Source organism: Elusimicrobiales bacterium, assembly GCA_041651175.1.
GTDB lineage: Bacteria > Elusimicrobiota > Elusimicrobia > Elusimicrobiales > Elusimicrobiaceae > JAQTYB01.
Genome location: JBAZJT010000003.1, coordinates 79,554 through 102,467 on the forward strand (window position 1 = coordinate 79,554; position 22,914 = coordinate 102,467).

The 22,914-nt window shown below is 59.3% G+C and carries 31 protein-coding genes, 1 tRNA gene and 1 riboswitch; of the genes, 23 read left to right on the top strand and 9 right to left on the bottom strand.

Annotated features, from left to right (window positions below; translation table 11 throughout):
• The first annotated feature begins 1 nt into the window (after position 1).
• From WC421_02865 to WC421_02905, 9 genes are all read left to right on the top strand, one after another.
• Positions 2-1,495 carry a DUF935 family protein gene (locus tag WC421_02865; GenBank protein ID MFA5161163.1) on the top strand — a complete coding sequence of 498 codons (1,494 nt, stop codon included), beginning with the start codon at positions 2-4 and terminating at the stop codon, positions 1,493-1,495.
• Positions 1,496-1,655: 160 nt separating this feature from the next.
• Positions 1,656-2,963, top strand: a complete 1,308-nt coding sequence (locus WC421_02870; GenBank protein MFA5161164.1) for a phage minor head protein — start codon at positions 1,656-1,658, stop codon at positions 2,961-2,963.
• Complete coding sequence (locus WC421_02875; GenBank protein ID MFA5161165.1) at positions 2,960-3,190, top strand: hypothetical protein; 231 nt, start codon at positions 2,960-2,962, stop codon at positions 3,188-3,190. The genes WC421_02870 and WC421_02875 overlap by 4 nt, the downstream gene beginning before the upstream one ends.
• On the top strand, positions 3,187-3,642 hold the full coding sequence (locus WC421_02880) for a phage virion morphogenesis protein (GenBank protein MFA5161166.1): 456 nt from the start codon (positions 3,187-3,189) through the stop codon (positions 3,640-3,642). Before WC421_02875 ends, WC421_02880 begins: the two co-directional genes overlap by 4 nt.
• A complete protein-coding gene (locus WC421_02885; GenBank protein ID MFA5161167.1) occupies positions 3,639-3,860 on the top strand; it encodes a hypothetical protein in 222 nt (73 codons plus the stop codon). The genes WC421_02880 and WC421_02885 overlap by 4 nt, the downstream gene beginning before the upstream one ends.
• Positions 3,857-4,369 (top strand): hypothetical protein, encoded by a 513-nt coding sequence (locus WC421_02890; GenBank protein ID MFA5161168.1) that lies wholly within the window; start codon positions 3,857-3,859, stop codon positions 4,367-4,369. Before WC421_02885 ends, WC421_02890 begins: the two co-directional genes overlap by 4 nt.
• Positions 4,370-4,463: 94 nt before the next feature.
• Complete coding sequence (locus tag WC421_02895; GenBank protein MFA5161169.1) at positions 4,464-5,453, top strand: site-specific DNA-methyltransferase; 990 nt, start codon at positions 4,464-4,466, stop codon at positions 5,451-5,453.
• Positions 5,419-5,781 carry a dATP/dGTP diphosphohydrolase domain-containing protein gene (locus WC421_02900; protein MFA5161170.1) on the top strand — a complete coding sequence of 121 codons (363 nt, stop codon included), beginning with the start codon at positions 5,419-5,421 and terminating at the stop codon, positions 5,779-5,781. Before WC421_02895 ends, WC421_02900 begins: the two co-directional genes overlap by 35 nt.
• The gene (locus tag WC421_02905) at positions 5,754-5,909 is read left to right on the top strand and encodes a hypothetical protein (protein MFA5161171.1); all 156 of its coding nucleotides are present in this window, start codon (positions 5,754-5,756) and stop codon (positions 5,907-5,909) included. Before WC421_02900 ends, WC421_02905 begins: the two co-directional genes overlap by 28 nt.
• A 405-nt stretch (positions 5,910-6,314) precedes the next feature.
• Here the strand turns inward: WC421_02905 and WC421_02910 are convergent, their stop codons facing one another.
• From WC421_02910 to WC421_02920, 3 genes are read right to left on the bottom strand one after another with little or no spacing between them, the layout of a single operon-like run.
• Complete coding sequence (locus tag WC421_02910; GenBank protein MFA5161172.1) at positions 6,315-6,995, bottom strand: hypothetical protein; 681 nt, start codon at positions 6,993-6,995, stop codon at positions 6,315-6,317.
• 26 nt (positions 6,996-7,021) lie between these two features.
• The gene (locus WC421_02915) at positions 7,022-7,585 is read right to left on the bottom strand and encodes a hypothetical protein (GenBank protein ID MFA5161173.1); all 564 of its coding nucleotides are present in this window, start codon (positions 7,583-7,585) and stop codon (positions 7,022-7,024) included.
• 8 nt (positions 7,586-7,593) lie between these two features.
• Positions 7,594-7,986, bottom strand: a complete 393-nt coding sequence (locus WC421_02920; GenBank protein MFA5161174.1) for a helix-turn-helix transcriptional regulator — start codon at positions 7,984-7,986, stop codon at positions 7,594-7,596.
• Between the two features lie 116 nt (positions 7,987-8,102).
• Between WC421_02920 and WC421_02925 the strand changes: the two genes are divergently transcribed.
• The 12 genes from WC421_02925 to WC421_02980 all read left to right on the top strand — a co-directional run bounded on the left by WC421_02925 (position 8,103) and on the right by WC421_02980 (position 14,236).
• A complete protein-coding gene (locus WC421_02925; GenBank protein ID MFA5161175.1) occupies positions 8,103-8,291 on the top strand; it encodes a hypothetical protein in 189 nt (62 codons plus the stop codon).
• A 140-nt stretch (positions 8,292-8,431) separates the two neighbouring features.
• Positions 8,432-8,641 carry a hypothetical protein gene (locus WC421_02930; GenBank protein ID MFA5161176.1) on the top strand — a complete coding sequence of 70 codons (210 nt, stop codon included), beginning with the start codon at positions 8,432-8,434 and terminating at the stop codon, positions 8,639-8,641.
• Positions 8,638-10,662: a Mu transposase C-terminal domain-containing protein gene (locus WC421_02935; GenBank protein MFA5161177.1), complete on the top strand. Its 2,025-nt coding sequence runs from the start codon at positions 8,638-8,640 to the stop codon at positions 10,660-10,662. Before WC421_02930 ends, WC421_02935 begins: the two co-directional genes overlap by 4 nt.
• A 20-nt stretch (positions 10,663-10,682) precedes the next feature.
• Positions 10,683-11,366 (top strand): ATP-binding protein, encoded by a 684-nt coding sequence (locus tag WC421_02940; GenBank protein MFA5161178.1) that lies wholly within the window; start codon positions 10,683-10,685, stop codon positions 11,364-11,366.
• A complete protein-coding gene (locus WC421_02945) occupies positions 11,363-11,488 on the top strand; it encodes a hypothetical protein (protein ID MFA5161179.1) in 126 nt (41 codons plus the stop codon). The genes WC421_02940 and WC421_02945 overlap by 4 nt, the downstream gene beginning before the upstream one ends.
• A gap of 7 nt (positions 11,489-11,495) precedes the next feature.
• Complete coding sequence (locus WC421_02950; protein MFA5161180.1) at positions 11,496-11,639, top strand: hypothetical protein; 144 nt, start codon at positions 11,496-11,498, stop codon at positions 11,637-11,639.
• A complete protein-coding gene (locus tag WC421_02955) occupies positions 11,636-12,004 on the top strand; it encodes a hypothetical protein (GenBank protein ID MFA5161181.1) in 369 nt (122 codons plus the stop codon). Before WC421_02950 ends, WC421_02955 begins: the two co-directional genes overlap by 4 nt.
• Positions 11,994-12,440, top strand: coding sequence for a phage protein GemA/Gp16 family protein (locus WC421_02960; GenBank protein MFA5161182.1), 447 nt, complete (start codon positions 11,994-11,996; stop codon positions 12,438-12,440). The genes WC421_02955 and WC421_02960 overlap by 11 nt, the downstream gene beginning before the upstream one ends.
• Complete coding sequence (locus WC421_02965; protein MFA5161183.1) at positions 12,437-12,817, top strand: hypothetical protein; 381 nt, start codon at positions 12,437-12,439, stop codon at positions 12,815-12,817. Before WC421_02960 ends, WC421_02965 begins: the two co-directional genes overlap by 4 nt.
• A gap of 1 nt (position 12,818) precedes the next feature.
• The gene (locus tag WC421_02970) at positions 12,819-13,013 is read left to right on the top strand and encodes a hypothetical protein (protein ID MFA5161184.1); all 195 of its coding nucleotides are present in this window, start codon (positions 12,819-12,821) and stop codon (positions 13,011-13,013) included.
• Positions 12,995-13,513 carry a host-nuclease inhibitor Gam family protein gene (locus WC421_02975; protein ID MFA5161185.1) on the top strand — a complete coding sequence of 173 codons (519 nt, stop codon included), beginning with the start codon at positions 12,995-12,997 and terminating at the stop codon, positions 13,511-13,513. The genes WC421_02970 and WC421_02975 overlap by 19 nt, the downstream gene beginning before the upstream one ends.
• 225 nt (positions 13,514-13,738) lie before the next feature.
• Positions 13,739-14,236 carry a Mor transcription activator family protein gene (locus WC421_02980; protein ID MFA5161186.1) on the top strand — a complete coding sequence of 166 codons (498 nt, stop codon included), beginning with the start codon at positions 13,739-13,741 and terminating at the stop codon, positions 14,234-14,236.
• A gap of 864 nt (positions 14,237-15,100) precedes the next feature.
• On the opposite strand, the gene WC421_02985 is transcribed toward WC421_02980, so the two are convergent.
• From WC421_02985 to WC421_03010, 6 genes are all read right to left on the bottom strand, one after another.
• Complete coding sequence (locus tag WC421_02985; protein MFA5161187.1) at positions 15,101-16,258, bottom strand: hypothetical protein; 1,158 nt, start codon at positions 16,256-16,258, stop codon at positions 15,101-15,103.
• A gap of 136 nt (positions 16,259-16,394) precedes the next feature.
• Complete coding sequence (thiD, locus tag WC421_02990) at positions 16,395-17,201, bottom strand: bifunctional hydroxymethylpyrimidine kinase/phosphomethylpyrimidine kinase (GenBank protein ID MFA5161188.1); 807 nt, start codon at positions 17,199-17,201, stop codon at positions 16,395-16,397.
• Entirely contained in the window at positions 17,174-17,824 is a 651-nt protein-coding gene (thiE, locus tag WC421_02995) for a thiamine phosphate synthase (protein MFA5161189.1), read from the bottom strand. The genes thiD and thiE overlap by 28 nt, the downstream gene beginning before the upstream one ends.
• Entirely contained in the window at positions 17,784-18,608 is an 825-nt protein-coding gene (gene thiM, locus WC421_03000) for a hydroxyethylthiazole kinase (GenBank protein ID MFA5161190.1), read from the bottom strand. The genes thiE and thiM overlap by 41 nt, the downstream gene beginning before the upstream one ends.
• Positions 18,532-19,797: a phosphomethylpyrimidine synthase ThiC gene (thiC, locus tag WC421_03005; protein ID MFA5161191.1), complete on the bottom strand. Its 1,266-nt coding sequence runs from the start codon at positions 19,795-19,797 to the stop codon at positions 18,532-18,534. The genes thiM and thiC overlap by 77 nt, the downstream gene beginning before the upstream one ends.
• 71 nt (positions 19,798-19,868) lie before the next feature.
• A riboswitch (TPP riboswitch) is annotated at positions 19,869-19,967 on the bottom strand.
• A 24-nt stretch (positions 19,968-19,991) separates the two neighbouring features.
• A complete protein-coding gene (locus WC421_03010) occupies positions 19,992-21,290 on the bottom strand; it encodes a malic enzyme-like NAD(P)-binding protein (protein MFA5161192.1) in 1,299 nt (432 codons plus the stop codon).
• A gap of 102 nt (positions 21,291-21,392) precedes the next feature.
• On the opposite strand from WC421_03010, the gene WC421_03015 reads away from it, so the two are divergent.
• A tRNA-Met gene (locus WC421_03015) sits at positions 21,393-21,464 on the top strand.
• Between the two features lie 29 nt (positions 21,465-21,493).
• Positions 21,494-22,912 (top strand): ATPase, T2SS/T4P/T4SS family, encoded by a 1,419-nt coding sequence (locus WC421_03020; GenBank protein MFA5161193.1) that lies wholly within the window; start codon positions 21,494-21,496, stop codon positions 22,910-22,912.
• Positions 22,913-22,914: the final 2 nt, after the last annotated feature.

Below are 22,914 nucleotides of genomic sequence, written 5' to 3' on the forward strand. Positions count from 1 at the left end.
TATGAAGCCGAAAAACAAAACGCCGCAGCCGCTGCGCCGCCTGGCGGCCAGCGCGCCCGCATCAAGGCCCTCTTTCACCGCAGGCGAAATCGCCACGCGCGAACGGGGCATGTGGTTCAGCCTCAACGGCATGCCGCTGCCCAACCCCGACGTGGTGCTAAAGCGCATGGGCAAAGACATCACCGCCTACGCCGATTTGCTGGCCGACGCGCACGTAGGCGGCTGCGTGGAATCGCGCAAGTCCGGCGTGCTGTCGCTGGACTGGGCCGTAAATCGCGGCAAAGCCGCAAACCCTGCGGCGGAACTGGTGCAGGACGCCTTCAGCCGGCTGGACATGCGCCGCGTCATCAGCGAACTGCTGGACGCGCCGCTGTTCGGCTACAACATTTCGGAAATCATCTGGGACTCGTCTTCCGGTCGCGCGCTCCCTGCGGATGTGCGCCAGAAGCCGCCGGAATGGTTCTGTTTCGGCGAGCAGGCCGACCTGCGCTTCAAAAGCATAGACGACCCCGTCCGCGGCGAGCCGCTCCCGCCCCGCAAATTCCTCAAAACCGTCCACAACGGCGGCTGGCGCAATCCCTACGGGTTCCCTGTGCTGTCAAAAGTTTTCTGGCCGGCCACCTTCAAAAAAGGCGGCCTCAAATTCTGGGCGCTCTTTTGCGAGAAATACGGGATGCCGCATATCGTCGCCAAAGTCCCGCGCGGCAAAGTATCCGAGGAAAGCGGCGAACTGCTGGCCACTCTGGAGCAGATGGTGCAGGATGCAATCGCGGTAATCCCTGACGATGCAAGCGTGGAAATCCAGCATTACGACGGAACCGGCAGTTCTGAGATTTACGAGCGGTTCCTTAATTACTGCAAGGCGGAAATCTCCATCGGCCTGCTGGGCCAGACGCTTACCACCGAGGTCGGCGACAAAGGCTCCTACGCCGCCGCGCAAACGCACATGGCGGTGCGCAAAGACATCGTGGACACCGACAAAAACCTCGTAGAAAGCGCGCTAAACCAGCTCGCGCAGTGGATTGTGGACCTCAATATGCCGGGCGCGGAAGCCCCCAAGCTGGGCCTCTACGCGCAGGAGGATGTGGATGTACAGCTCGCCCAGCGCGACGAAACCCTCACCCGCCAGGGCGTGCGTTTCAAAAAATCCTATTACCAGCGCGAGTACGGCTTGCAGGACGCCGACTTTGATATCGCCGAACCGCAATCCGGCGGCCTGACGCCGTTCGCCGGCAAAGCCGCCGCCCCGCCCGCCCCGGATGCCGCTGACGAACTCGCCGCTGCCCTTGACCCCGCCGAACTGCAAAAACAGGCCGGCGGGTTGCTCAAGCCGGTATTTGACCTTGTGGCGCAATCCGCCTCGCATGACGAGCTGCTTGAAAAACTGGCCGGGATTTACCCGGACATGTCCACCGCCGCTCTTGAAGACAAACTGACGCATGTTATTTTCATCGCCGACCTGCTGGCAATGGCCGAACGGGAGCAGCCGCAATGATCATTTGTGGATTTGTATATGGGCGGTTACGCGGCTCTGTAGCGTACGAGGGCGACCGTTTCGGGATTAGTCTCATGCTGCATAACTATGACGCGGAATGGGTGCTGTGGTTAAGTCTTGGGCCGTTCAGCCTGATACTCGTGTTGCCAAAAAAAATTCTATGCCCGAAAAAATAGACGCCGCCTACGCCATCGGCCTGCCGCCGGAAAAGGCAATCGCCTATTTCCGCAGCAAGGGCTACGCCATAACATTCCGCTGGTCGGATATGTGGAAAGAGGCGCACGCCAAAGCATTCACCGTCGCCAAATGCGCGCGGCTGGACGTGTTGCAGGACATCCGCGCCGCTGTGGACAAATCCCTCTCCGAAGGCCAGACCTTCCGCGAGTTCCAGAAGAACCTGGAGCCGACGCTGCAAGCCAAAGGCTGGTGGGGCAAAAAGTGGATGGCCGACCCGCTGACCGGCAAACAAAAGCTGGTCCAGCTCGGCAGCCCCCGCCGGCTTGAAACCATCTACCGCACAAATATCGCCGTCGCCGAATCCGCCGGCCACTGGCGCGAACTGATGGAATCGGTAGACACCCGCCCCTACTGGCAGTTCATCGCGGTCATGGACGCAAAAACCCGCCCCAGCCACGCCGCGCTGAACGGCAAAGTATTCCGCTGGGACGACCCGTTCTGGAAAAAGTTCTTCCCGCCGCTGGACTGGGGCTGCCGCTGCCGCGTGCGCGCCCTGACAGCCAGACAGGTGCGAGAACGCGGCCTCAAGCCGGAATCCTCAAACGACACCATCACCACGTCCGAAAAGCTGCTCTCCAAAGCCACCGGCGAGGTGCGCGATATTTCCACCTACACCGACCCCGCCACCGGCGCGAAGGTTTCCACCGGCGCGGGCTGGGACTACAATCCCGGCCAGGCCTGGCAGACCGACGCGCTCGCATGGGAAAAAGCGCGCGATATGGACGACGCCGCGCGCGCGGATTTCCTCGCCGATATGGCAACAAGCAAAGTCCACGCCGAAATGTTCCCGGACTGGGTTGACGGAATCCTCCAGCGCGGCAACCCTGTCGGCTTTGCGATGACGCTCGGCTGGCTCCAGCCGGACCTTTTCAAAATTCTGGCGGCTGACAAAATAATCCCCGCCAGCCCGATAGTAATCGCCAACGACAAAGGCATTCTGCACATGACGCGCCCCGTAAAACAGGAAACCGGCTCCGCGCTGACGCTTGAGGAAATAAAAAAGCTCCCGGAATTCATAACCAATCCGGAAGCTGTTTTACTTGATGAAACCGACGGCACACTACTATTCGTGCGGCAGGAGGGCAAAGACAAAAAACTCAAACTGGTGGTGCGCGTGGATTACAAATTGAAGGGGAAGGAAACGCCGGTAAATTACGCCGTTACCTCCGGCAGGCTGGCGCCCGCCGACTTGAAGGTTGCCCGCTATAAATTGTTGTGGGGGAAAATATGAACCGCGTTCCGGAGGTGCGCCACATCCTCATAGGGTCGCTCCTTGCGGGAGCCATCCAACTGGCCACGGCGGCTTTCCAGTTGTCGGAACGCGGTTTGCTTATAAAGTCCCTTCCGGTGGCTCCGTCCGGCGTTGCTCCGCTGGCGGGTTCGGAAAAGGCTTCCACCTATATTCTACCCCGTCGCCCTAAAAAATGCAAGGCGGCGGACGGGAGGGCGGCGAAATGATTCGCATTGCGGTTGACGGCCATAAACTCGGCGCAGCCCTGTCCGCGCTAAAAAAACGGACCGGCAACCTGCGCCCGTTTATGAAAGACGTGCGCGACATCATGCGCGAAGCGGTGGAGGACAATTTCGCGGCGCAGGGCCGCCCCGCCTGGCGGCCACTGGCCGCCGCCACAATCAAGGAACGCGCGCGGCGCGGCTACTGGCCGGGCAAAATCCTGCAACGGCACAGCGGCAACGCCGGGCTGCTGGGCAGCATACACGGCGCATATACCGATAAATCCGCGCTGGTAGGCACCAATATCAGGTACGCGGCCATCCACCAGTTCGGCGGCGCGGCTGGCCGCAAATCCGCCCGCGTCCATATCCCCGCCCGCCCATTCCTCGCGCTCACCGAGTCCGACAAGCAGGACATAGTGGACACCGCCAAGACTTATCTACAGGAAGGCTTATGAGCAAACATGCCCCGCGTTGCGCCGCCTGCCATGAAACACTGACGCCTTTTACCCGTTCCTCCGGCAACGGCCACCGCCGGCGCGGCAATGCCTGCCTGACGCCCGGCTGCAAATCCGGCCTCTGGTACGAATGGGCAAATCTCAAGGATACTTCCGACCGCATAGCGAAAGCCACCGCTGCCTGCTCGGCAACTCAGAAGAAGGAGTATAAGGCATGACACGTTTTGGACAAATAGAAAATATCCCGCACGGCGCGATTTTCCTTGCCAACGGAAACAGCCGCTTCTCGCGCGTTATTCGCGCAATTTCGCCGCGCAATTACCCGCGCGACGCTTACACGCACGCCGGAATTTACCTTGGCGGCCCCAGACATCTCATAGCGCATGAACTTTGCGGGAATGGTACTACCATCCAGTCGCTTGAGGAGGAATTGTCCTCCGATAGTCTGCTGTCTGCATGGGCGTTGCCCGTTCCGGTAGCGGGTATATGCCGTTTCTGCTACACGACCGTCGCGCCATATAGCTTATCCGCATCAATTAAACGCGCGCTCGGTTGGCCGCTGCCTGCCAGTGCGGGCATCATTTGCACAGAGTTCGTCTTAAGCGCTTATCGGGCTTGCGGCATGCCGTTGATGGGCGAGCGCGTCTCTGGCGTGTTACCCAACGAGTTACGCAACGTGCTGGAAGGTGCCCGAAACTGGAAACTGATTTTCAGGCTGGAAAAATAAAAGGAGGCAGACATAATCCAATCATTCCATAATCCGATTTACCCCGCCGGCTCAATCCGGCCCGCCGAAAGGCGCAACAGAGGAGAATCACCGAGTGGAACGCAACACGCTTATCAACGCAAACTGCATCAGCATTATGAAAGAAACGCCCGATAATTTTTACGACGCCATCGTTACCGACCCGCCTTATGAGCTGGGATTTCTGGGCAACGCATGGGACAAAACGGGCATAGCATTCAACGCCGCCACCTGGGCGCATTGCCTGCGCGTCGCCAAACCCGGCGCGCATCTGCTCGCCTTCGGCGGCAGCCGCACATTTCACCACATCGCAAGCGCCATAGAGCTTGCCGGCTGGGAAATCCGGGACTGCATCCTTTGGCTTTACGGCAGCGGATTCCCTAAAAGCCACAACCTGCGCGGCAACTGGCAGGGCTTTGGCACCGCGCTCAAGCCGGCTTTTGAGCCGATTATCGTCGCCCGCAAGCCGCTTGCCGGCACGGTTGCAGCCAACATGGACAACTGGGGCTGCGGCGCGCTTAATATTGACGCCTGCCGCATTCCCTCCGAAGCCAAAACCGGCTGGAACGGCAACCCTTCCAACGGCTATGGCGGCGGTCTGTGCGGAAAGGAAAAAGGCGGCAGGCCGGTTTCCGGTCGCTGGCCGGCCAACGTTATACACGACGGCGGCGAAGATGTCTTCGCCGCTTTCCCCGGCGATAAAACCGGCAAAAGCCCCGCGCGCTTTTTCTACTGCGCAAAAGCCGGTCCGCGCGACAGGGACGAAGGTCTGGCGCATTTCGGTAAAAAGCCTTTTGAAATACTCGGCGGCAGCCTCGGCAACGGCCCGGCTGCGCGGCGCAACATTCACCCGACCGTAAAACCCACCGCGCTGATGCGGTATCTCTGCCGGCTGGTAACGCCGCCCGGCGGAGTTATCCTTGACCCGTTCGCCGGCAGCGGCAGCACCGGCAAGGCGGCCATCCTTGAAGGTTTCAGGTTCGTCGGTATAGAAAAGGAAAAACGGTATGCAAAAATCGCGCAAGCCCGGCTTGACTGGGCCGCTCTCCAGAACGCAAGGGCATAAAGCCGACGCCGGCAAACCCCGGCTGGAGCTGCTGCCCGGCGACGCGCTGGCCGAGGTCGCCAAGGTTCTTACCCTCGGCGCAAAAAAATACGGCGACCGGAACTGGGAGCGCGGCATAGCCTACAGCCGCGTTTTCGGCGCGCATCAGCGGCACGCCCTTTCATGGTTCGCCCGCGAGACCCGCGACCCTGAGACCGGCCTGTCCCATATAGCCCACTGCGCCGCCAACGCGCTGTTCCTGCTGAGCTACGAGTTGCGCAACCGCCGCGAGCTGGACGACAGGCCTCAAGGAGATAAATCATGCCGGAACCAACGCAAGAGAGCATAGATACGCAATTGGTTACCTGCCCCGACTGCGGCAGCGAGCAGGCCGATATGGGCAGGCACGTCTGCTGCGAAAGCTGCGGCTACGGCCCTATGCCCTATCACGACGACAATGGAACACTGCGGCAATGACACTTGCATGTTTTCGCCCCGGAGTGGAAGTGATGACCAAACCACACTGTCCGCACTGCGGTTCCATCGGCGTTCGTCGCATAATAATTGCGCAGCAGCTTCCCGGCTGGACATGCAAACGTTGTCGCCACTGGTGGACAGACGACTGCGCCTTTATACCGCCGGAACGTTGGCGCGTTAAAGCGCGCCGGCTGGCGCTGTGTTTATTAGTAAAGCTGTTCGGAATTCGCCGGCCTTAACGCCGATAGGCGGCAAGCGGTTCTTTGACAATCTGACGTTCCCAGCCGATGAGGCGACAGGAACGCAAAACCCGGAGCCGGGCAACTCTCTCCGCCCGGCTCCGGGCAATACCTCATATTTTTTTCAATAGTCGCGCCGGGCGGCAGCCTATTTCACCCTCGGCGGCTATTTGACTTTTATCGTCTCACCATTTTCATGAAAGGAACTGGGGCAATAGTAGCGGGAAATTATACCCAAAATATCATCTATTTCCGTCGCTTGAAGCCCAAGCATAGAAGCAACTACAGCTTTTTTCTTAACGTCGGTCGTTCCCATTGGCGATTTTGCCGAGTATTGCCAATACGTATCATCAACCGCCCGCCACTTCCTAAAAGTTTCACTGTTGGGGCGTTGTATTTCAGGGAAATCAACAACAGTTTTTAACCCCATCCATTCCTTGCTTTTTGGGTCAGCACCATGAGACAATAGGCTTATCCCTTTGCGCGTTTTATTATAGTTTACAATCCAGTCATCTGTCGGTATGGTCTCAATTCTCAAGATTCCATCCCTATAGTCCGCAATGCCAAGTTGAAAACCGTTAAAGTCTTCCGCAACAAGGACAACCGCAAATTTATCGGCGTCAGGATTAGGCAACCGCTTCATCAGGCTAAACAAAGTCGCCCTAGCTTGCGCGGGACTGACATCAAACGGGACCACTGCATAAATTTCGTTTACATCCCGTTCTTTCATATCCAGTGGAGTTACAGCTGGAGATATATCCTGTTTATCCAGAACCGCTTGTAGTGGCGATTTTCCACAAGCCGTTATCGCCAAAAGGCAACATAATAGTGCAAGTGTTTTTTGCATACAACTATTTTTTCCTGTCAGGATACTTATCTCGGCAGCGGGGGTAGTTGCTCAATCCTCTGCAAGGCTTTTTTGAAACTTGTTTGCAGGAGAGGCAGCGAGCCGATAGATAGTCCCGCCACGCCACCGCCGATATTGATTGTTACAGCATGACCAGTATCTATGGCAAGACTAGATAATTCAACGGTGACACCGACGACTGAAAACTCTGCGGCAAGATGCTTTTTCTTGTCCGCCTTCCAGCTAGAATATTCTTTTGAAAGCTCATCTAATCCAGCGATGATTTGCCGAACCTCTTCCTTATTAAGCCGTGCATGATGGTCACCGTAAACATATCCAGACGCATCGCTCATGTCCAAAATATTAACATCAACAGCGCCATACTTAATATATTCTTTCCCTTGTTCCCAGTAGTTACTGGCATAAACATACAACCCGCTTACATGCTGGCCATCAGCGCTAAGGATGGTCTCCACATAAACACCTTCAAGAATTCTTGGACTTTTAGTTGGATTTGCCGCAGTCGCCGAAATTTTCCCATAAGCCGTCAGAAGCAACAAGCAGATCACCAGTATAAATATTTTTCTCACAAATCCTCCTATGTGTTTTTCGGTTTTAGCCGGCGAGCAGGCCGTGCAGTGTTATCCATGTGCGCGACAGCTTTTTTTTGCATCCGTACAACGTCAAGGACGAGTTTCTTTTGTTCCGGGTGTTCGCGCAAAAACTCAACAATTTCTTGCAAATCCGTTTCACACTTATCGTCGTTGACCGTAGACATGGGGCCAAGCCCCGATAACAACCACGAGACTTTAACACCACATTTAACAGCAATTAAATTTATTTTCCTGGGACGTGGAATCAGTTTCCCTCGCTCATAGCAGGAGATAGTCTGCACATCAAGACCCAAAAAATCAGCAAACTCTTTTTGCGTTTGGCCGTTCTTCTCTCTCAAAAATTTAATTCGTTCGCCCGTACTCATACTTAAACACATAAACACCCTTGACAACTAGGCGTTAAACACCTAGAATATCCCCCAAGAGGTTAAACAAGAAACCCATGAGACCGAATACACAATACCAAAATTCAAGGCGCAAAATTAAGAGTCTTATGATTCTGGCAGGCGTTAATCAGCGCCATATCGCGCGAAAACTTAATGTTTCTGATGCCGCTGTCAGCGCAAATGTGCGCGGCATCAAAACATCAACACGCATTCGCGCCGAAATTGCCACACGACTGGGCAAAAGCCCGCAACAACTTTGGCCCCCGCTCAAACCGCATCGGGGCGTTTCGGAATAGCACAGGAGGCATTATGGAACGCGGGCAGACGCTTCACATAATGGTGTCCCTAACCGGAAGTAGCTTAATGCCCGCGTCTGATTTGATGTTAAGGGTCTTAAAGGAGATTGCTCATGCATTATCCTAAACTCGCAAAAGTGATGAACGAAGCCGCCGTTGAGGCGGGCTTGCGCGAACTTATGCGTTACGGTGTTTCGCGCGCAATAGGACTGTACTTCCTCATAAAGCTGGCGCAGGACAACGGAAACAACGGCGTCGCCGCTGCGGCGATGGTGAAGTACGAAACGGAAATGACGCCGCGCGCGGCGTCCGCCGCCATGTCTTGCGCGGCGCAAATCGCACAACTATGACAGAGAACGCCTTGACGCTCCGGCAAATCTCCGACCTGGCAAAGCTGCCAATGAACACATTAAAAAGCCGCGCGCGCCGCGAAGGCTGGCCAGCGGCGGCGGAGACTGTCATCAACCACAAACCCGCGCGGCTGTTTGCCCCGGCGGCTCTGCCGGACGACCTGCGGCTCAAGCTCGCTCCGCCGCCGGAGCAGAAACCGCTTGCGCTGGCATCCGTCCGCCCCTCCGATGTGCCTGAAGCCGGGCGCAAAACCGCGCTCGCCCGCTTTGACCTGCTGCGGCAATGGCGCAACTGGCGCGACTCCTATAAAGGAAGCAGTGCGGCGGCGGACGGCGAATTCATTACCGGCTACAACTCTAATTTATTTCCGCAGCTTCGCGCGGAACTGGGCGAGGTTTCGGTCAAAACGCTTTACCGCTGGCTGGCCATGCTGGACGGCTCGCAGGACTGGCAGCGGCTGGTCCCGAACTACTACGGGCGCGGCAAGGGCGGCCCTGAACTGTCCCCGAAGGAGCGCGATATTTTCATGGGCCTGCTGCTCCAGCCCAACAAGCCCAGCATCGGCACTGCGTGCCGGCTGGTGAATTTCTCCCTGCAAAAGCAGGGGCTGGCCCTCTCGCATTCCCCCGCAACATTCCGCCGCTATGCCGAGCATTGGAAGGCCCGTCATTTTGACAACTGGACATTTTTGCGCGAGGGAACAAAAGCATTGCGCGACAAGGTGGAGCCGTTCATCCGCCGCGACCCGTCGCAACTTGAGGTTGGCGACGTGCTTGTCGCCGACGGACACCGGCTTAATTTTCAGGTTATAAACCCGTTCACCGGCAAGCCCTGCCGCGCGACATTTGTGGGCTATGTGGACTGGAAATCGTACTGCCTCGCTGGCTACTACATCATGTTGGAGGAAAACACGCAGTGCATCGCCGCCGCGCTGCGCGGCGCAATCCTCAGTCTCGGCAAAATGCCCAAGGTCTGCTATCAGGACAACGGACGCGCGTTTCGCTCCCGCTTCTTTACCGAAGACAGCAGCAAGTTTGACGAATGCGGGCTTGACGGGCTGTTTGCCCGGCTGGGCATTTGCGCGGTGTTCGCCCAACCTTATAATGCGCGCGCAAAAGTCATTGAGGGCTGGTTCAACGAGTTCGGCAACACTTTTGAGCGGCTCATGCCCAGCTACACCGGCGCGTCCATAGAAGACAAGCCCGCCTGGCTCATGCGCAACGAAAAGTGGCATCAGGCCCGGCACAACGGCTATATCCCGACCATATCCGAAGCCATAGCCATGATAGCGCAATGGCTGGAGTTTGAAGGCGCGCAGCCCTGCCCGCATGTTGAGGGCAAAACGCGCAAACAGGTTTTTGACGAGGGACGCGGCCCCGGCGTAGACCCCGCCGCGCTGGACGATTTGATGATGCAGGAAAAAATCGGATACATAGGCCGGCACGGCCTGCGATTCCTTGGCGCGGATTATTGGAGCGACGAGTTATACGGCCTCAAGCAGCGCGCGGTTATCCGCTACTCCCTGCTGGACCCGGAGTCTTTGAAAGTCTACACCGAAAAAGAGCAGTTCCTTTGCGTGGCGCGGCGTGTTGAATCGCTGCACCCGATGGCGCGGCTTGGCAGCGCTCAAAATCAGCAGGAGCTGGAGCGCGCGATTGCCGGCCAGAAGCGGCTGGAGCGGCGCACTATGGCGATGGCCGGGTTGGAGCTTGGCCGAACCGGCGGCCCGTTTGAGCCGCCGCGCGCTACGGCTGCCGCAGCGGTTTTGCCCGCCCCGGAAAGCGATACGCTGCGCGAACTGCATATCCCGGACTCTGCGGTCAAACCCTCCGCCCGCAAAGCTGCGCCGCAGCCTGAAGCCGCGCCGGACCCGGACGCGCGCCCGTTCTTTCAGGACTCCTATCAACGTTGCAAGTGGCACATCGCAAACGGCTGTCGCAGCGACGCTGATAGACAATGGCTGGCCGAGTATCAGCGGACCAGAGAGTATCAAATGCTTTTCACGGCAAACGAAGCGTAACGACAACAAGGAGAGAGAGAATGAAAAATGTCTATGTCAAAACCGCCAATGTGGCCGCGTTCGCGGGCGCGATGAACCGGCTCAAAGACCGCGCCTCCGGCGTGCCGGGTATGGCACTCGCTTATGGCGAGCCGGGCCTCGGCAAAAGCCGCGCCGCCGTCTGGTGGACCGCCGCCAACGAGGACGCCGTCTACATCCGCGCCAAAGCGGTTATGACGCCGCGCTGGCTGCTTGAGGAACTGGCGGCGGAACTGGGCGAGGAGCCTGCCCGCCGCGCGTCGGAGTTGTTCCGCCAGTGCCAGGCGAACCTCAAGGAACGCCCCCGCATGGTGCTGGTAGACGAGGTGGATTTCCTCGTGCGCGACCCGCGCCTTATTGAAACATTGCGCGACCTGCACGATTCCAGCGGCGCGCCTATCGTCATGCTTGGCATGAACGGCGCGGAAAAAAAGCTGGCGCGCTACAAGCATATCTGCGACCGGTTCTCGGAAATCGTGCATTTCCGCGAATTGTCGCTGGCCGATGTGCGGCTGATAGCGGAACAGCTTTGCGAGGTGAAGCTCTCCGTCGACGCGGTGGATTATCTGCACGTTCAGGCCCGCCGGTTCCGGCAGGTGGTGATGGCGCTCTACCGCGCCGAGCATATCGCCCGCGCGAACTCGCTCAAGGAAGTTACGGCGGCGCATCTCGGAGGCGCGAAATGAGCGGCGGCCTTTCGCTTTCCCCGCGCGAGCGCATGTGGCGCGTCGCGCGCGGGTTGCAACTGTTCAGCCTGGAAGACCTGTCATCGGTCGGAACCGCGCGGCGAGGCGGAAGCCTTCGTTAAATGCCTTGTGCGGCGCGGCTACGCGCGCAAAGAGGGTGTGGAGGCGCGCGCCCGGCGCGGACGCCCTGTGTCAAAGTTCCGGCTTGTCCAGGACACCGGCCCGCAACTGCCGCCGGAACTGCGCGGCCATTCCGACAGGGGGCAGGCATGACCGGCAGGCTGCTCAACGCCTACGGCGCGCCCTGCTCGCGGGAAGAGGCCGTCGCCCGCATCCGCGACTATGCGGCGCTGCGCGGCGTGCGCGCCGCCGCGCGGGAGTTCGGCGTCTCGGTCTGCACCGCAAGCAATATCGCCTCCGGGAAAAGCAAAATCAGCGGCAAGCGGCTTATCTCGTGGTTCGCGCGCGGCCTGGCGGCCTGCCCGGTGCTGGGCGTGGTCTCGCCTCATGCCTGCCGGGAACATGCCGCGTTCGCGCGCACCCGCGCCGCCGGTATGGTCAGCAATCCCGACAAGCTGCGGCTCTATATCGCCTGCCGCAACTGCAAAAACGCAAAGGGAGGTCTCAATGCAAACTGACAGCAGCCGCGTTTCGCCCCAGCAGATAAAACTGATTCACACGCTCAAGTCCAGATTGGGCCTGCCCGATAGCGCGTACCGCTCAATGCTGGGCGATTATCATGTTCGCTCCTCAACGCAGCTAACTTCCGACGGAGCGGACCAGCTTATCTGGACCCTGCAGAAAAACGCGGAAAACCGGCAAGTCTGGACGCGCCCTGCGCGCAAATACGAAAACCTCGCCGGACGCCGCAACATGGCCACGCCGCGCCAGCTCCGCATGGTTGAGGCGATGTGGGCCGGAGTCTCCCGCGCGTCAAATATGGCGGAGCGCGCGGCTGCGCTGAACTCGTTTCTGACCCGCTTCGGAGCCGCAAAGATTGAGGACGTGCAATACTGGCAGGTCGGCAAAATCGTGGAGGCGCTGAAAGCGATGAAACCCGGAGGAAAAGCTTGACCCAAAAACTCAAGGATATTCTGTCAGCCATCGTAATGTCGCTGGTTGAAAATGCCGCAGGCGAACTGCTGGCGGATTTGCGGGGCGAAACGCAGCCCGCCGCCCCCGAAACCCCGGCGCCGGCGGCTGAACCGGCGAAGCCGGCTGCTCCTGTGGCTGCCCGTGCGCGCAGAAAAGCCAGGCAAAAACTTTCGCCGGAGGACGCCAGGACCAGAAAAGCCGAATATATGCGGAACTGGTATGCCAAAAAAAAGGCGGCGGCTGGATTGAGCGGCGCGCCGGACAGCCTCAAAGGTCCGAAAGGTGAAAAGCTGACTGAAGCGCAAAAAAAAGCGTTGGCAGCCATCCGCGCGACCCGTTCCGCCGACGAGGTGTGATATGAACGACCACACGCTCATGGAAATGCAACGCCAGCCCAAACCCGCGCGGCAGTCCGACGAGTGGCTTGGTCTGGCCAGGGCGGCGCTGGCGCTGTTTATCCTGCTGTTCCTGTTCCTTATATACGTGGAAGTGGAAATTCACCGCGCAGAATCATCGCAATCAAAGGAGGATGTATGTCCCTGTCTGAGATAGAATCGCTGGTCAAGCAATACGCCGACCGGCGCGCCCGCGTAACCGAACGGCTGCGCCAGTACGAGGCCGGCGTGGCCGCGCTCAAAAAAGAGCATCTGCCCGGCATCAAGCAGGCCGCCGTATCCGCGTCGGAAAAGGAGACCGAACTGCGCGCCGCCATAGAGGCCAGCCCTGCGCTTTTTGAGCAGCCCCGCTCCCTCACCATGCACGGGATAAAGTTCGGCTTCCAGAAGCAGAAAGGCTCCATCAGATACGAGGACGAGGACAAGGTAATCTCGCTCGTCCGCAAATACCTGCCGGAGCAGGCGGACTCGCTCATCAAGTCCGAAGAGCGGCTGCTCAAAACCGCGCTGTCAAACCTTACCGCCGCCGAGCTAAAAAAGCTGGGCGTGGAAGTCAAAGAAAGCGGCGACGCTGTCCTCGTAAAATCCGTTGATAGCGATATAGACAAACTGGTCAACGCCCTGCTGGCCGAAATTGACGGCAGGAAGGAAAACTGACAAGCCGAAACGGGGAGCGATTCCCCGTCTGGCAATAAGAGCATGTTCATAATCTCTCTTTCGTAGCGAAAGTGGCGATTTTGCCACTGAGACGCAGCGGGCTGAGGCGAGCAGGCCCGCAAGGCCTGTAAGCCGAAGACCGCGAAGTATCAGTGGCAAAAGCGACGCTTGCAGCAGAATATGGAGATTATGAACAGGCTCTAAAATTGCCGCTGACGAGGCTATATGGGAAACTACGAGTGGCTGCGCGAGCTTCTAAAAGGCATGACGCGCGATGAGGTTTCGGAACTGCTGCCGGATACGCTCTGGGATATTTATGACACTTGCGGCCCGGCTGTTCTGTTTTCCTTGTTGGAGAACCTGCCGAAAGTGCCGATATACATCGGTCCGCAAACGGTGGATGTCGCTGTTTTGCGCCCGAATTTTCCGCGCAAAAAAGCCCTGGCCGCCCTGCCGGAAAAAGCGCGCTATATTTATAAACGCTGCGGGCGCGCCGTGCTGCTCGCCCTGCTCAACCGGTTGCCCGGCGTTGAGCTTTATATCGCGCCGGATGGGCTTAAAGCCGCGCGGACGCGGTATGTCCGCAGTCATTTCAATGGCCGCAACGTGCCGGAACTGGCGCTGCGGCTGGGCGTCTCTACCTGCCATATTTATCAGATAATTTCCGCTCAAAACAAGCCGCCCTGCGCCCCTCCGGCCTACACGCCGAGGCTCCCTTTTTGACGCAAAAAATATATGGCCTCAAGCCTGTGGATAACCCTAAAAATAAACCCGTTTTCAGCCATCCGGTACCCCCTTGTGTGCATGCACCCAAGCCTATGGTGCAATCTGACCCCCATAGGTGCATTTCCCAAATTACCGTTTCCTTCCGTTTCCCGCTTTCCCCCAATACAAACCGCCCCGCCGGAAGCCCGTTTTAGCCCCCTAACGGGTCGTTTTTCTCAAACCAGTTGGTAAAAATCCGGTAATTCCGGCAATTTTTCTCAAACCACATTTTCCCGTTAAATCCCCCCGTTTCCCCAATACAACACCCCATCCCCTCCAAAAAATCCCATTCTCAAATTACCTGAAAATCTCTAGCAGCTATTGATGTCTGCATAAATAAAAGCCTATGCGACTGAGCCGATTTCGCGGCGAAACAAGAAGCCAAAGGCTGGACATACTGTTCGTATGTCCGGCCTTTGGCGACGCGGTTGCAGCCCGAAAGCGGCTCGGCCCCTTCGGGGAGGCCCGCCTTCAGGCCGCGCGCGTCGTTGCGGCTGTTTGCAGTGCGGACAGCACAGCGGCGCAGCCGCGCCTAGCGCGCGGCCTGAATTCGGGCCTTCGCATAGGCTTTTATTTATGCAGACATCAATAACTTGAAAGTTTCAGTTGGCCGCGGGGACCGAGGCGAAAAAGCGCAAAATAATGCCGGAAAAAATTATTCGCGCGCGCTTCACAGCACGAAAGGATAATTTTGCGAAGGCAGTATGAAGCGATTTTTCGCCGAATCCCGCGGCCAACTGAAATTTTCAGGTTACCGCGGGAAGCGAAACGGCGGATGGCTGAAAGCCATCCGCCGCATATCCGTCCCGCAACAGGGAAGAACTAATCGCTCAGCCACCAGGAGGTGGGGACGGAGCCCCTGTAATCCAGCACGAGCCCTGGCGCGCGGCCTATCTTATATCCGCCAGTCGCATGTCCGTTCACTTGCTTTGCGGACCGGTTGGACGTGGTCCAGCGATGGAACAGGTCCGGGTCAAAAAAATGAAGCACGCGATACGCTTCTGACGGCTTAACGGTCCAGTCATACAGTCCCAGTTCGTCGATAATGGACGGTTCCCTCGGCAGCGTCATGTCTACAAGGCTCAGGGGAACATAGAAGGTTCTGCTCCAGTCCTTGTCATGGTCCGTAACGCCGGCCACGCGCAGCACGGCCGCCGCCAGATTGGCGCAGCACGCGCCTTCCTTATGAAGCGGCCGCTGGTTGATGCCGAAGCGCGCGTAAACTTTCTCGCTTTTATAGGTTTCCACAAAACGCGCCGCCTCCGCGCACGATTGCGGCGAAACCAGAAATGTCGCAAAGGCCGTTCTGCCCTTTTCACCAGAGACGTCGCCGAACTCCGCTTCAACCTGCTCGCGGGTCTGCATCGCGCCCGGCACATATCCGAAAAACACGTTGTAGCCCTTATTGTGCCACCACATGTACAGATACTCCTTATTGTTTTCGCCGTCGGTCTGTCCGGTAACAATGGTCTTCCGTCCGGAGTCGGAGACGCAGCTTATCTCGAACGCCACATGCCCGACCGCATGCGATCCGGCCATTACATTGGCGGTATAACTTTTAAAGACGGCTGTCGCGTTGCTCCAATCCAGTCCTTGCGGCGAATTGAGAATATGCAGAGTGATCTGGTTCGGATACTGCCGGTAAGTCTTTTCGGCTGCGCGGGAAAACTTCTCGGCGAATTTCCTTTCCTTTTCCGCCCTGTCGCTTTCCCCGTCGGGACTTGACAGGCGCGTTTCGTCCTGCGCTTCGCGCTGCAAGGGCATGGGAACCGCTATCTCGCGGGCGGCGGGCGGCAATGCCGGCGCCGTCCCGGCTTTGGCGGCGCCATGCGCGCAAAGACAGATCGCCGCAACAATCGGCAATACGCCGAACGCATGTCTTACGCGATGCCATGCCCGGAGATACACCGGAAATGTACGCCGGGCAAAGCCCCCAGCGCCGCAACAGTCCATGACAGACACACTCGTTACATTGTCCATTTTCCTCTCCTGTTATAGGCTGCCAAAAGCAGTTTCCAGGTAAATTATTCAAAATTACAGGCCGAGGCGAATGAGCCAGAGGACCCAGACGCCGCCCCGGCTTTTCCGGCCTGAAAGCACGCCTTCACGGACGCCCTCAGCAGAAATTTTTTGAGGAGATATTCGCCGGGCCGGCGCCGCCGCCTATCCTGCGCTCCGCTCCGAATTGCAGTGCCGCTGTCAGATAGCGTTTTGCCAGAATGACGGCCCGCTTTACGCACATGCCGCGCGCCAGATACGCCGTTATCGCCGCCGACAGCAGGCAGCCCGTGCCATGCGTGTTTCTGGTGCGTATTCGGGGTCCGCAAAGCCAGAGCGTTTTGCCCGGCAGAAGCAGAACGTCGTCGCAAGCCCGGCCCGGCGCATGTCCGCCTTTTACCAGCACGGCCCCGGGGCCGCGCCCAAGCAGAATACCGCCCGCCTTCTCCATGTCCGTGCGGCAGCTTATTTTGACGCCGGACAGAAATTCCGCCTCCGGGATATTCGGCGTGATTAAGGCGGCAAGGGGGAACAGATTTTTCATCAGCGCAGGGATTGCGGATTTCTCAAGCAGCGTGGCGCCGTCCTTGGCGGATAAAACCGGGTCAACCACAATCCGCTTCTGCCTGAATTTCAAAAGCGCGGCGGAAACGGCTTTCACGGTCGCGGCATCGCAGAGCATTCCGGTTTTCACGGCGTCCGCGCCGATATCCTCCAGCACGGCCTCAATCTGGAGAGCGACCAGCCGTGGCGGAACTTCCCCGGCGGCGCGTATGCCGCATGTGTTCTGCGCGGTAACGGCGGTAATTGCGGACGCGCCATGGCAGCCCAGCGCGGAGAACACCTTTATATCCGCCTGTATGCCCGCGCCGCCGCCGCTGTCGGAGCCGGCGATTGTCAGCGCCCGGAAGCATTTCTTAGGCATAAACCTGTCCTTACTTCCTTCAAAATTCCGGCGGCTGCGCGCCGCGGGTTTTCCGCCGAGCATATCGCGGAAACCACGGCAACCCCGTCCGCGCCGGCGCAGACAGCCGCCGCCGCGTTCCGCACGTTGATGCCGCCTATGGCCACAAGCCTGTGGCGCGACATGGCGCGCAGCCGCTGCACTCCCTCCGCCCCCCATGGCGGTGAAACCGTTTTCTTTGTCGCGGTGCAGAATACCGGGCTTATGCCCAGATAATCGGCGTCAAGTTTTTCCGCCGCGCGGACCTGGGCCGGAGTGTCAACCGTAAGGCCTATAATGGCGCGCGGCCCCAGCAGACGGCGCGCGTCGGCATAAGGAATATCCCCCTGCCCGATATGCAGCCCGTCCGCGCCGCAGGCAAGGGCGACATCAGCCCTGTCGTTTATTATAAGAGAAACTTTGACAGCCGCCTTCACTGCGCGCGCAAGGGCGATGAAATCGCGCGTCGCGCAGTTTTTTTCGCGCAACTGCACGATGCCGACGCCCCCTTTCACCGCCGCGCAAATCAGCGGCAAAAGCGGCCTGCCCAGGCAGAGCGGACGGTCAGTTACAAGGCAAAGCCGCAAATCCGGTTTTCTCTTCAACACGGAGACGCTCCATATCCTTTTCGCCAATACTGTGCAGCGCGTCAAGAAAAGCCGCCTGGAAAGAGCCGGGACCGCGCGAATTCTCAGCCGCGATTTCACCGGCCATGCCCATAACCGCCATCGCATGCGCGCAGGCCTGCGCGGGGTCGCCGTTGACCGCCATAAACGCGCCCGCTATTGCCGAGGCCGCGCACCCCATGGCGGTAACCCGCGCCATCACGGGATGGCCGTTTTTTATGGCGACAATCCCGCCGGAGCCGGCGATATAATCCGTCTCCCCGCTTACAACCGCAACAGCCGCGCCCCTTCCCAGCAGCGAAACCGCCGCCTCAAGCGCGCCGCGCGACGGGGCGGTTGAATCCACCCCTTTTGTGCGGACATACGCCCCGGCAAGCGCCATTGTCTCGGAACCGTTGGCTCGCACCGCCGTTACGCCGCGCGCAAGCAGCCCGGCGGCGGTTTCGGTGCGATAGGCGGTGGCCCCTGCGCCCACCGGGTCAAGCAGCACGGGAATTTTTTTGCGGGCGGCGGCATCGCGCGCTTTTTCCATGGCGCAAACCCAGTCCGGGCTTAACGTTCCGATATTTATGACCAGCGCCGACGCCAGCGACGCCATCTCCGCCGCTTCCCCGCAGGCATGCGCCATCACCGGCGAGGCGCCCACGGCCAGCAGCGCGTTGGCGGTGAAATTCATAGCGACGTAGTTAGTGATGTTGTGTATCAGCGGTCCGGCGCGGCGTATTTCGCGCGCATCGCGCATTATCGTTTGCGGCGTTATCATTTTTCCTCCTGTAGAGCCTCATCGCGCAGAAATCCGGACCGCACATGGTGCAGCATTCGCCGTCTCCCGGCGGAGCGGCGCGCATGGCGCGTGCTGTTTCCGGGTCCAGCGCGAGGGAGAACTGCCTCTCCCAGTCAAAGGCAAAGCGGGCTTTGGACATTTCATCGTCCCGCTCGCGCGCATGCGGAACGCCGCGCGCGATGTCGGCTGCGTGGGCCGCGATTTTGTAGGCGATTACGCCCTGCCTTATGTCCGCCTCGTCGGGAAGGCCCAGATGCTCGCGCGGAGTAACGCAGCACAGCAGCGACGCGCCCTCCCGGGCCGCCAGAGCCGCCCCGATGGCGGAAGTGATATGGTCGTAGCCGGGGGCAATGTCCGTCACCAGCGGCCCCAGCACGTAAAACGGCGCGCCGCGGCAGATTTTGTCCGCCTTGCGCACATTCATAGCCACCTTGTGCATGGGAATATGCCCCGGCCCCTCCACCATAACCTGCGCGCCCGCCCGCCGCGCGCGCAGGACAAGCCCGCCCAACGTTTCAAGCTCGGCAAACTGGGCTTTGTCGCAGGCGTCGGCAAGGCAGCCGGGGCGCAGCCCGTCGCCCAAGCTGAGGCAGACGCGGCGCCGCCGCGCTATTTCGCAAATCCGGTCAAAGGCCGAGTAAAACGGGTTCTGCCTGTTTTTGCCGCGCATGTGCCGCGCCAGTATCGCCCCGCCGCGCGAGACTATGCCGGTAATCCTTTTCTCCGCGTGGGGCAGATGCTCCAGCAGCAGCCCGCTGTGCACGGTCATGAAATCCACGCCCTGTTCGGCCTGTTCCTCTATTACGTCCAGAATCAGCTGCTCCGTCAGATTTTCAGGCGAGCCGGCGCGCGCCAGCGCCTCATACACCGGCACGGTGCCGACCGGAACCGGAGAATTCTCCAGCATCATCCGCCGCATCAGCTTCAGGTCGCAGCCGGTGGACAGGTCCATCACGGTGTCCGCCCCGCATTCAAGGGCAATGCGCAGCTTGGCCTTTTCCGCCTTCCAGCCGGAGCGCCCCGCAGACGCGCCCAGATTCACATTCACCTTGCAGCCGAACGCGGCGCCTATCACGCAGGGATTAACCCCCTTGTGATTCGGATTGGCCGTCATCACCGCCCGCCCGGAGAAAATTTCCCTTCGCGCAAACTCGTCTGTATATTTCATTTGCAATCTCCTTGATAAAGGGGCAGCGCAAAACGCAAAAAAGCCGTTTTCCCGCAAAAGGGAAAACGGCCTTCAAACCTACTCCGTTTTCCTACGCCGGCATTACCCGGTTCAGGTGCGAGGGTGCATTCTCAGCCGCGCCCAAAGGCGCAGCGCCCCTAACGGAACATCAGCAGTCTAGATTTTTTGGAGTTCTACTGCAACGGCGGCGGAGCGGCTATCACGCCGGATTTCATTTTCACTTCGGTCTCTTTACGGGCGCGGGCGATAAGCTGCGCGGCGCGGTCGTAATACCAGCCTTCCGGCTGCGGATTTTGGGCGAGCCCCTCCTCCGCTGCCTTCGCCGCTACGGCGGCGGCGCAGCGCGCAAAACAGTCGGCATCGTCAACGGAGGGGACAATGCGGTCCCTGCGCAGGCCCTTGTTCCGTGCGAAAGCGGCTATTGCTTTTGCGGCGGAGACGCACATGGAATCGGAAATTCCGGACGCGCGCGCGTCCAGCACGCCCCGCCACACCGCCGGAAACGCCAGGCAGTTGTTGACCTGGTTCGGGAAATCCCCGCGTCCGGTGGCCACCACCGCCGCGCCCGCCGCGGCGGCCTCATCCGGCATTATTTCGGGAACCGGGTTGGCAAGCGCAAACACCACCGGATTTCTTGCCATGTACGAAATCCATTGCGGCTTTATGACGCCGGGGCCGCAGGCCGCCGCCGCAATTACCGCATCCGCCCCGCGCAGAGCTTCCTCCGCGCCGCCGGTAATCTGCCCGCCGTTTGTGACGGCGCAAAGCCGCTTTAGCACCGGCACGGGAGTAAGGTCGTGCCGCCTGCGGTGCAGCGCACCCAGCTTGTCCACCAGCACCAGGTTTTTAGGCTCCGCGCCGGCGGTTATAAGCAGCCGCGCCGTGCTGGAATTGGCCGCCCCCGCGCCTATAAGCGCGATTTTGGCGGTCCCGATAGTCCGCCCGGTAAGCTCCAGCGCGTTGAGCATTCCGGCCAGACACACCGTGGCTGTTCCCTGCGCGTCGTCGTGCCACACCGGTATCGGCAGCGAGGCGCGCAGCCGCGACAGCACGGTATAGCACGCGGGGGAGGCGATATCCTCAAGATTTATGCCGCCGAAGGAGGGGGCCGCCATTCTGGCGAAATCTATCACCGCACGGCTGGCGGGAACGTTTATGCACAGCGGCACCGCGTCCACCCCGCCCAGATATTTGAACATCATCGCCTTGCCTTCCATCACGGTCAGCGCGGCGTGCGGGCCGGCCTTGCCGTAGCCCAGAACGCGGGTCCCGTCGGAAATTATCGCTATGGTGTTGGCGCGGCTGGTATACTGCCAGGAAAGCGAGGCATCCTTCATCACCTCTTCCACCACCTGGCCCACTCCGGGGGTGTACCAGTCCGAAAAATCCCCTGCGGAGCGGACGGGCGCCTTCGGGGACATTTCCGTTTTCCCGCCGTAAAACCTGTGCAGTTCCGCCGATTTGCGCTCCATATAAAATATTCTAGAAAAAATGCGCCGCTTTTTGTTAGAATTATTCAAATACTGCGCTTTCCGCCCCAGTATCACGCGGCGGAGAAACCGGTCCGCGCAAATGCCACCGTAGCTCAGCGGTAGAGCGGACGTTTCATAAGCGTTAGGTCGGAGGTTCAACTCCTCCCGGTGGCATACAGTTTTCAGCAGGCTCGGAGGTCAGAATGGCTTTCTGGAATTCCAGCAAACCGGAAACACAGGCCGCGCCGGCGCCCATGCCGCAGCAGCCGGCGCTTCCGGCGTGCCCCGCCGTACCGCAGCCGCCGCCCAGCTTGCAGCCGTACTCCCAGCAGCCCAAGCCGATGCCGGCGCAGAAGCAACAGCTTGAGGAGCGGTTCAACGTCCTCATGCGCAACTCGGCGCGCACGCCGGCCATAGACCTCGCCATACAAATAAGCGACCTTATCCTTGAAGAGGCCGTGGCCAACCGCTCAAGCGACGTTCATTTCGAGTACCACGGAAACAACCTGCGCATCCGCTTCCGCGTGGACGGAATTCTGCAGGACGCGCTTATACTGCCGCGCAACCAGAACATACCCATAACCCAGCGGCTGCGCGTGCTGGCCGGGTTTGATCCGGAACCGCCCGCCACCTACCGCGCGGAGGAGGGGAGATTTCAGAAAATCCTCTCCGGCAGGCCCATACAGGTGCGCCTTTCCGCGATTCCGACCATAAACGGTGAAAAGCTGGTTCTGCGCGTGCTGGACAGGACGCAGATGGGACTCAACCTGGACCAGCTCGGCATAGCCGAGGATTCGCTGGAGACCATAAAGAGCGTCATCCACAACCCCTACGGGATATTTTTCGTCACCGGCTCCACCGGCAGCGGCAAGACAACCACGTTGTATGCCATGCTCAAAACCATCAACTCGCCGATGATAAACATCCTCACGCTGGAAGACCCGGTGGAGTACCGGCTGGAAGGAATCAACCAGGCGCAAATCAATTACAAAAGCGGTTTTGTGTGGAGCGAGGGTCTGCGCACCATACTGCGCCAGGACCCCAATATCATAATGGTGGGAGAAACGCGCGACCACGAAACGGCGGAAATCAGCATGCGCGCCGCCCTCACCGGGCATCTGATATTCACCACCCTGCACACAATCAGCGCCCCCGGCGTGGTGGAGCGGCTTTTTGAAATGGGAACGCCGCCTTTTCTGATAGCGTCTTCCATGATAGGCTCCATGGCGCAGCGGCTGGTGCGCAAAATCTGCCCGCAATGCGCCATGGAATGCCTGCCCCCGCCGCAAACAGCCGTTGACGAATTTGTAAAGACGCTGGAGCCGTCCGAAGGCAAGGTGGTGCGCGACATACTGCTCACCCCCGGCGGCAAATTCCGGCAGGAGCGCGGCTGCCCCGCCTGCCGCAACACAGGATTTTCCGGACGGGTGGGCATATTTGAAATCATGCTCATGAACGAGCAGTTGCGCAAGCATGTGCTGGAGCACAGCTCCACGGACATTATCCGCCGCACCGCCATACAGAACGGAATGCGCACGCTTCTGATGGACGGCATGTTCAAGGCCTGGAACGGGCAGACCACCATATCCGAGGTGCTGCGTGTTACCGCCACAATGGTATAGCG

Excerpts from the sequence above, each read along its gene's own strand:
- WC421_02865 (MFA5161163.1), top strand. The coding sequence starts at position 2 with ATGAAGCCGAAAAACAAAACGCCGCAGCCGCTGCGCCGCCTGGCGGCC.
- WC421_02870 (MFA5161164.1), top strand. The coding sequence starts at position 1,656 with ATGCCCGAAAAAATAGACGCCGCCTACGCCATCGGCCTGCCGCCGGAA.
- WC421_02875 (MFA5161165.1), top strand. The coding sequence starts at position 2,960 with ATGAACCGCGTTCCGGAGGTGCGCCACATCCTCATAGGGTCGCTCCTT.
- WC421_02880 (MFA5161166.1), top strand. The coding sequence starts at position 3,187 with ATGATTCGCATTGCGGTTGACGGCCATAAACTCGGCGCAGCCCTGTCC.
- WC421_02885 (MFA5161167.1), top strand. The coding sequence starts at position 3,639 with ATGAGCAAACATGCCCCGCGTTGCGCCGCCTGCCATGAAACACTGACG.
- WC421_02890 (MFA5161168.1), top strand. The coding sequence starts at position 3,857 with ATGACACGTTTTGGACAAATAGAAAATATCCCGCACGGCGCGATTTTC.
- WC421_02905 (MFA5161171.1), top strand. The coding sequence starts at position 5,754 with ATGCCGGAACCAACGCAAGAGAGCATAGATACGCAATTGGTTACCTGC.
- WC421_02910 (MFA5161172.1), bottom strand. The coding sequence starts at position 6,995 with ATGCAAAAAACACTTGCACTATTATGTTGCCTTTTGGCGATAACGGCT.
- WC421_02920 (MFA5161174.1), bottom strand. The coding sequence starts at position 7,986 with ATGTGTTTAAGTATGAGTACGGGCGAACGAATTAAATTTTTGAGAGAG.
- WC421_02925 (MFA5161175.1), top strand. The coding sequence starts at position 8,103 with ATGATTCTGGCAGGCGTTAATCAGCGCCATATCGCGCGAAAACTTAAT.
- WC421_02930 (MFA5161176.1), top strand. The coding sequence starts at position 8,432 with ATGAACGAAGCCGCCGTTGAGGCGGGCTTGCGCGAACTTATGCGTTAC.
- WC421_02935 (MFA5161177.1), top strand. The coding sequence starts at position 8,638 with ATGACAGAGAACGCCTTGACGCTCCGGCAAATCTCCGACCTGGCAAAG.
- WC421_02940 (MFA5161178.1), top strand. The coding sequence starts at position 10,683 with ATGAAAAATGTCTATGTCAAAACCGCCAATGTGGCCGCGTTCGCGGGC.
- WC421_02945 (MFA5161179.1), top strand. The coding sequence starts at position 11,363 with ATGAGCGGCGGCCTTTCGCTTTCCCCGCGCGAGCGCATGTGGCGCGTC.
- WC421_02955 (MFA5161181.1), top strand. The coding sequence starts at position 11,636 with ATGACCGGCAGGCTGCTCAACGCCTACGGCGCGCCCTGCTCGCGGGAA.
- WC421_02960 (MFA5161182.1), top strand. The coding sequence starts at position 11,994 with ATGCAAACTGACAGCAGCCGCGTTTCGCCCCAGCAGATAAAACTGATT.
- WC421_02970 (MFA5161184.1), top strand. The coding sequence starts at position 12,819 with ATGAACGACCACACGCTCATGGAAATGCAACGCCAGCCCAAACCCGCG.
- WC421_02975 (MFA5161185.1), top strand. The coding sequence starts at position 12,995 with ATGTCCCTGTCTGAGATAGAATCGCTGGTCAAGCAATACGCCGACCGG.
- WC421_02980 (MFA5161186.1), top strand. The coding sequence starts at position 13,739 with ATGGGAAACTACGAGTGGCTGCGCGAGCTTCTAAAAGGCATGACGCGC.
- WC421_02985 (MFA5161187.1), bottom strand. The coding sequence starts at position 16,258 with ATGGACAATGTAACGAGTGTGTCTGTCATGGACTGTTGCGGCGCTGGG.
- thiD (MFA5161188.1), bottom strand. The coding sequence starts at position 17,201 with ATGCCTAAGAAATGCTTCCGGGCGCTGACAATCGCCGGCTCCGACAGC.
- thiM (MFA5161190.1), bottom strand. The coding sequence starts at position 18,608 with ATGATAACGCCGCAAACGATAATGCGCGATGCGCGCGAAATACGCCGC.
- thiC (MFA5161191.1), bottom strand. The coding sequence starts at position 19,797 with ATGAAATATACAGACGAGTTTGCGCGAAGGGAAATTTTCTCCGGGCGG.
- WC421_03010 (MFA5161192.1), bottom strand. The coding sequence starts at position 21,290 with ATGGAGCGCAAATCGGCGGAACTGCACAGGTTTTACGGCGGGAAAACG.
- WC421_03020 (MFA5161193.1), top strand. The coding sequence starts at position 21,494 with ATGGCTTTCTGGAATTCCAGCAAACCGGAAACACAGGCCGCGCCGGCG.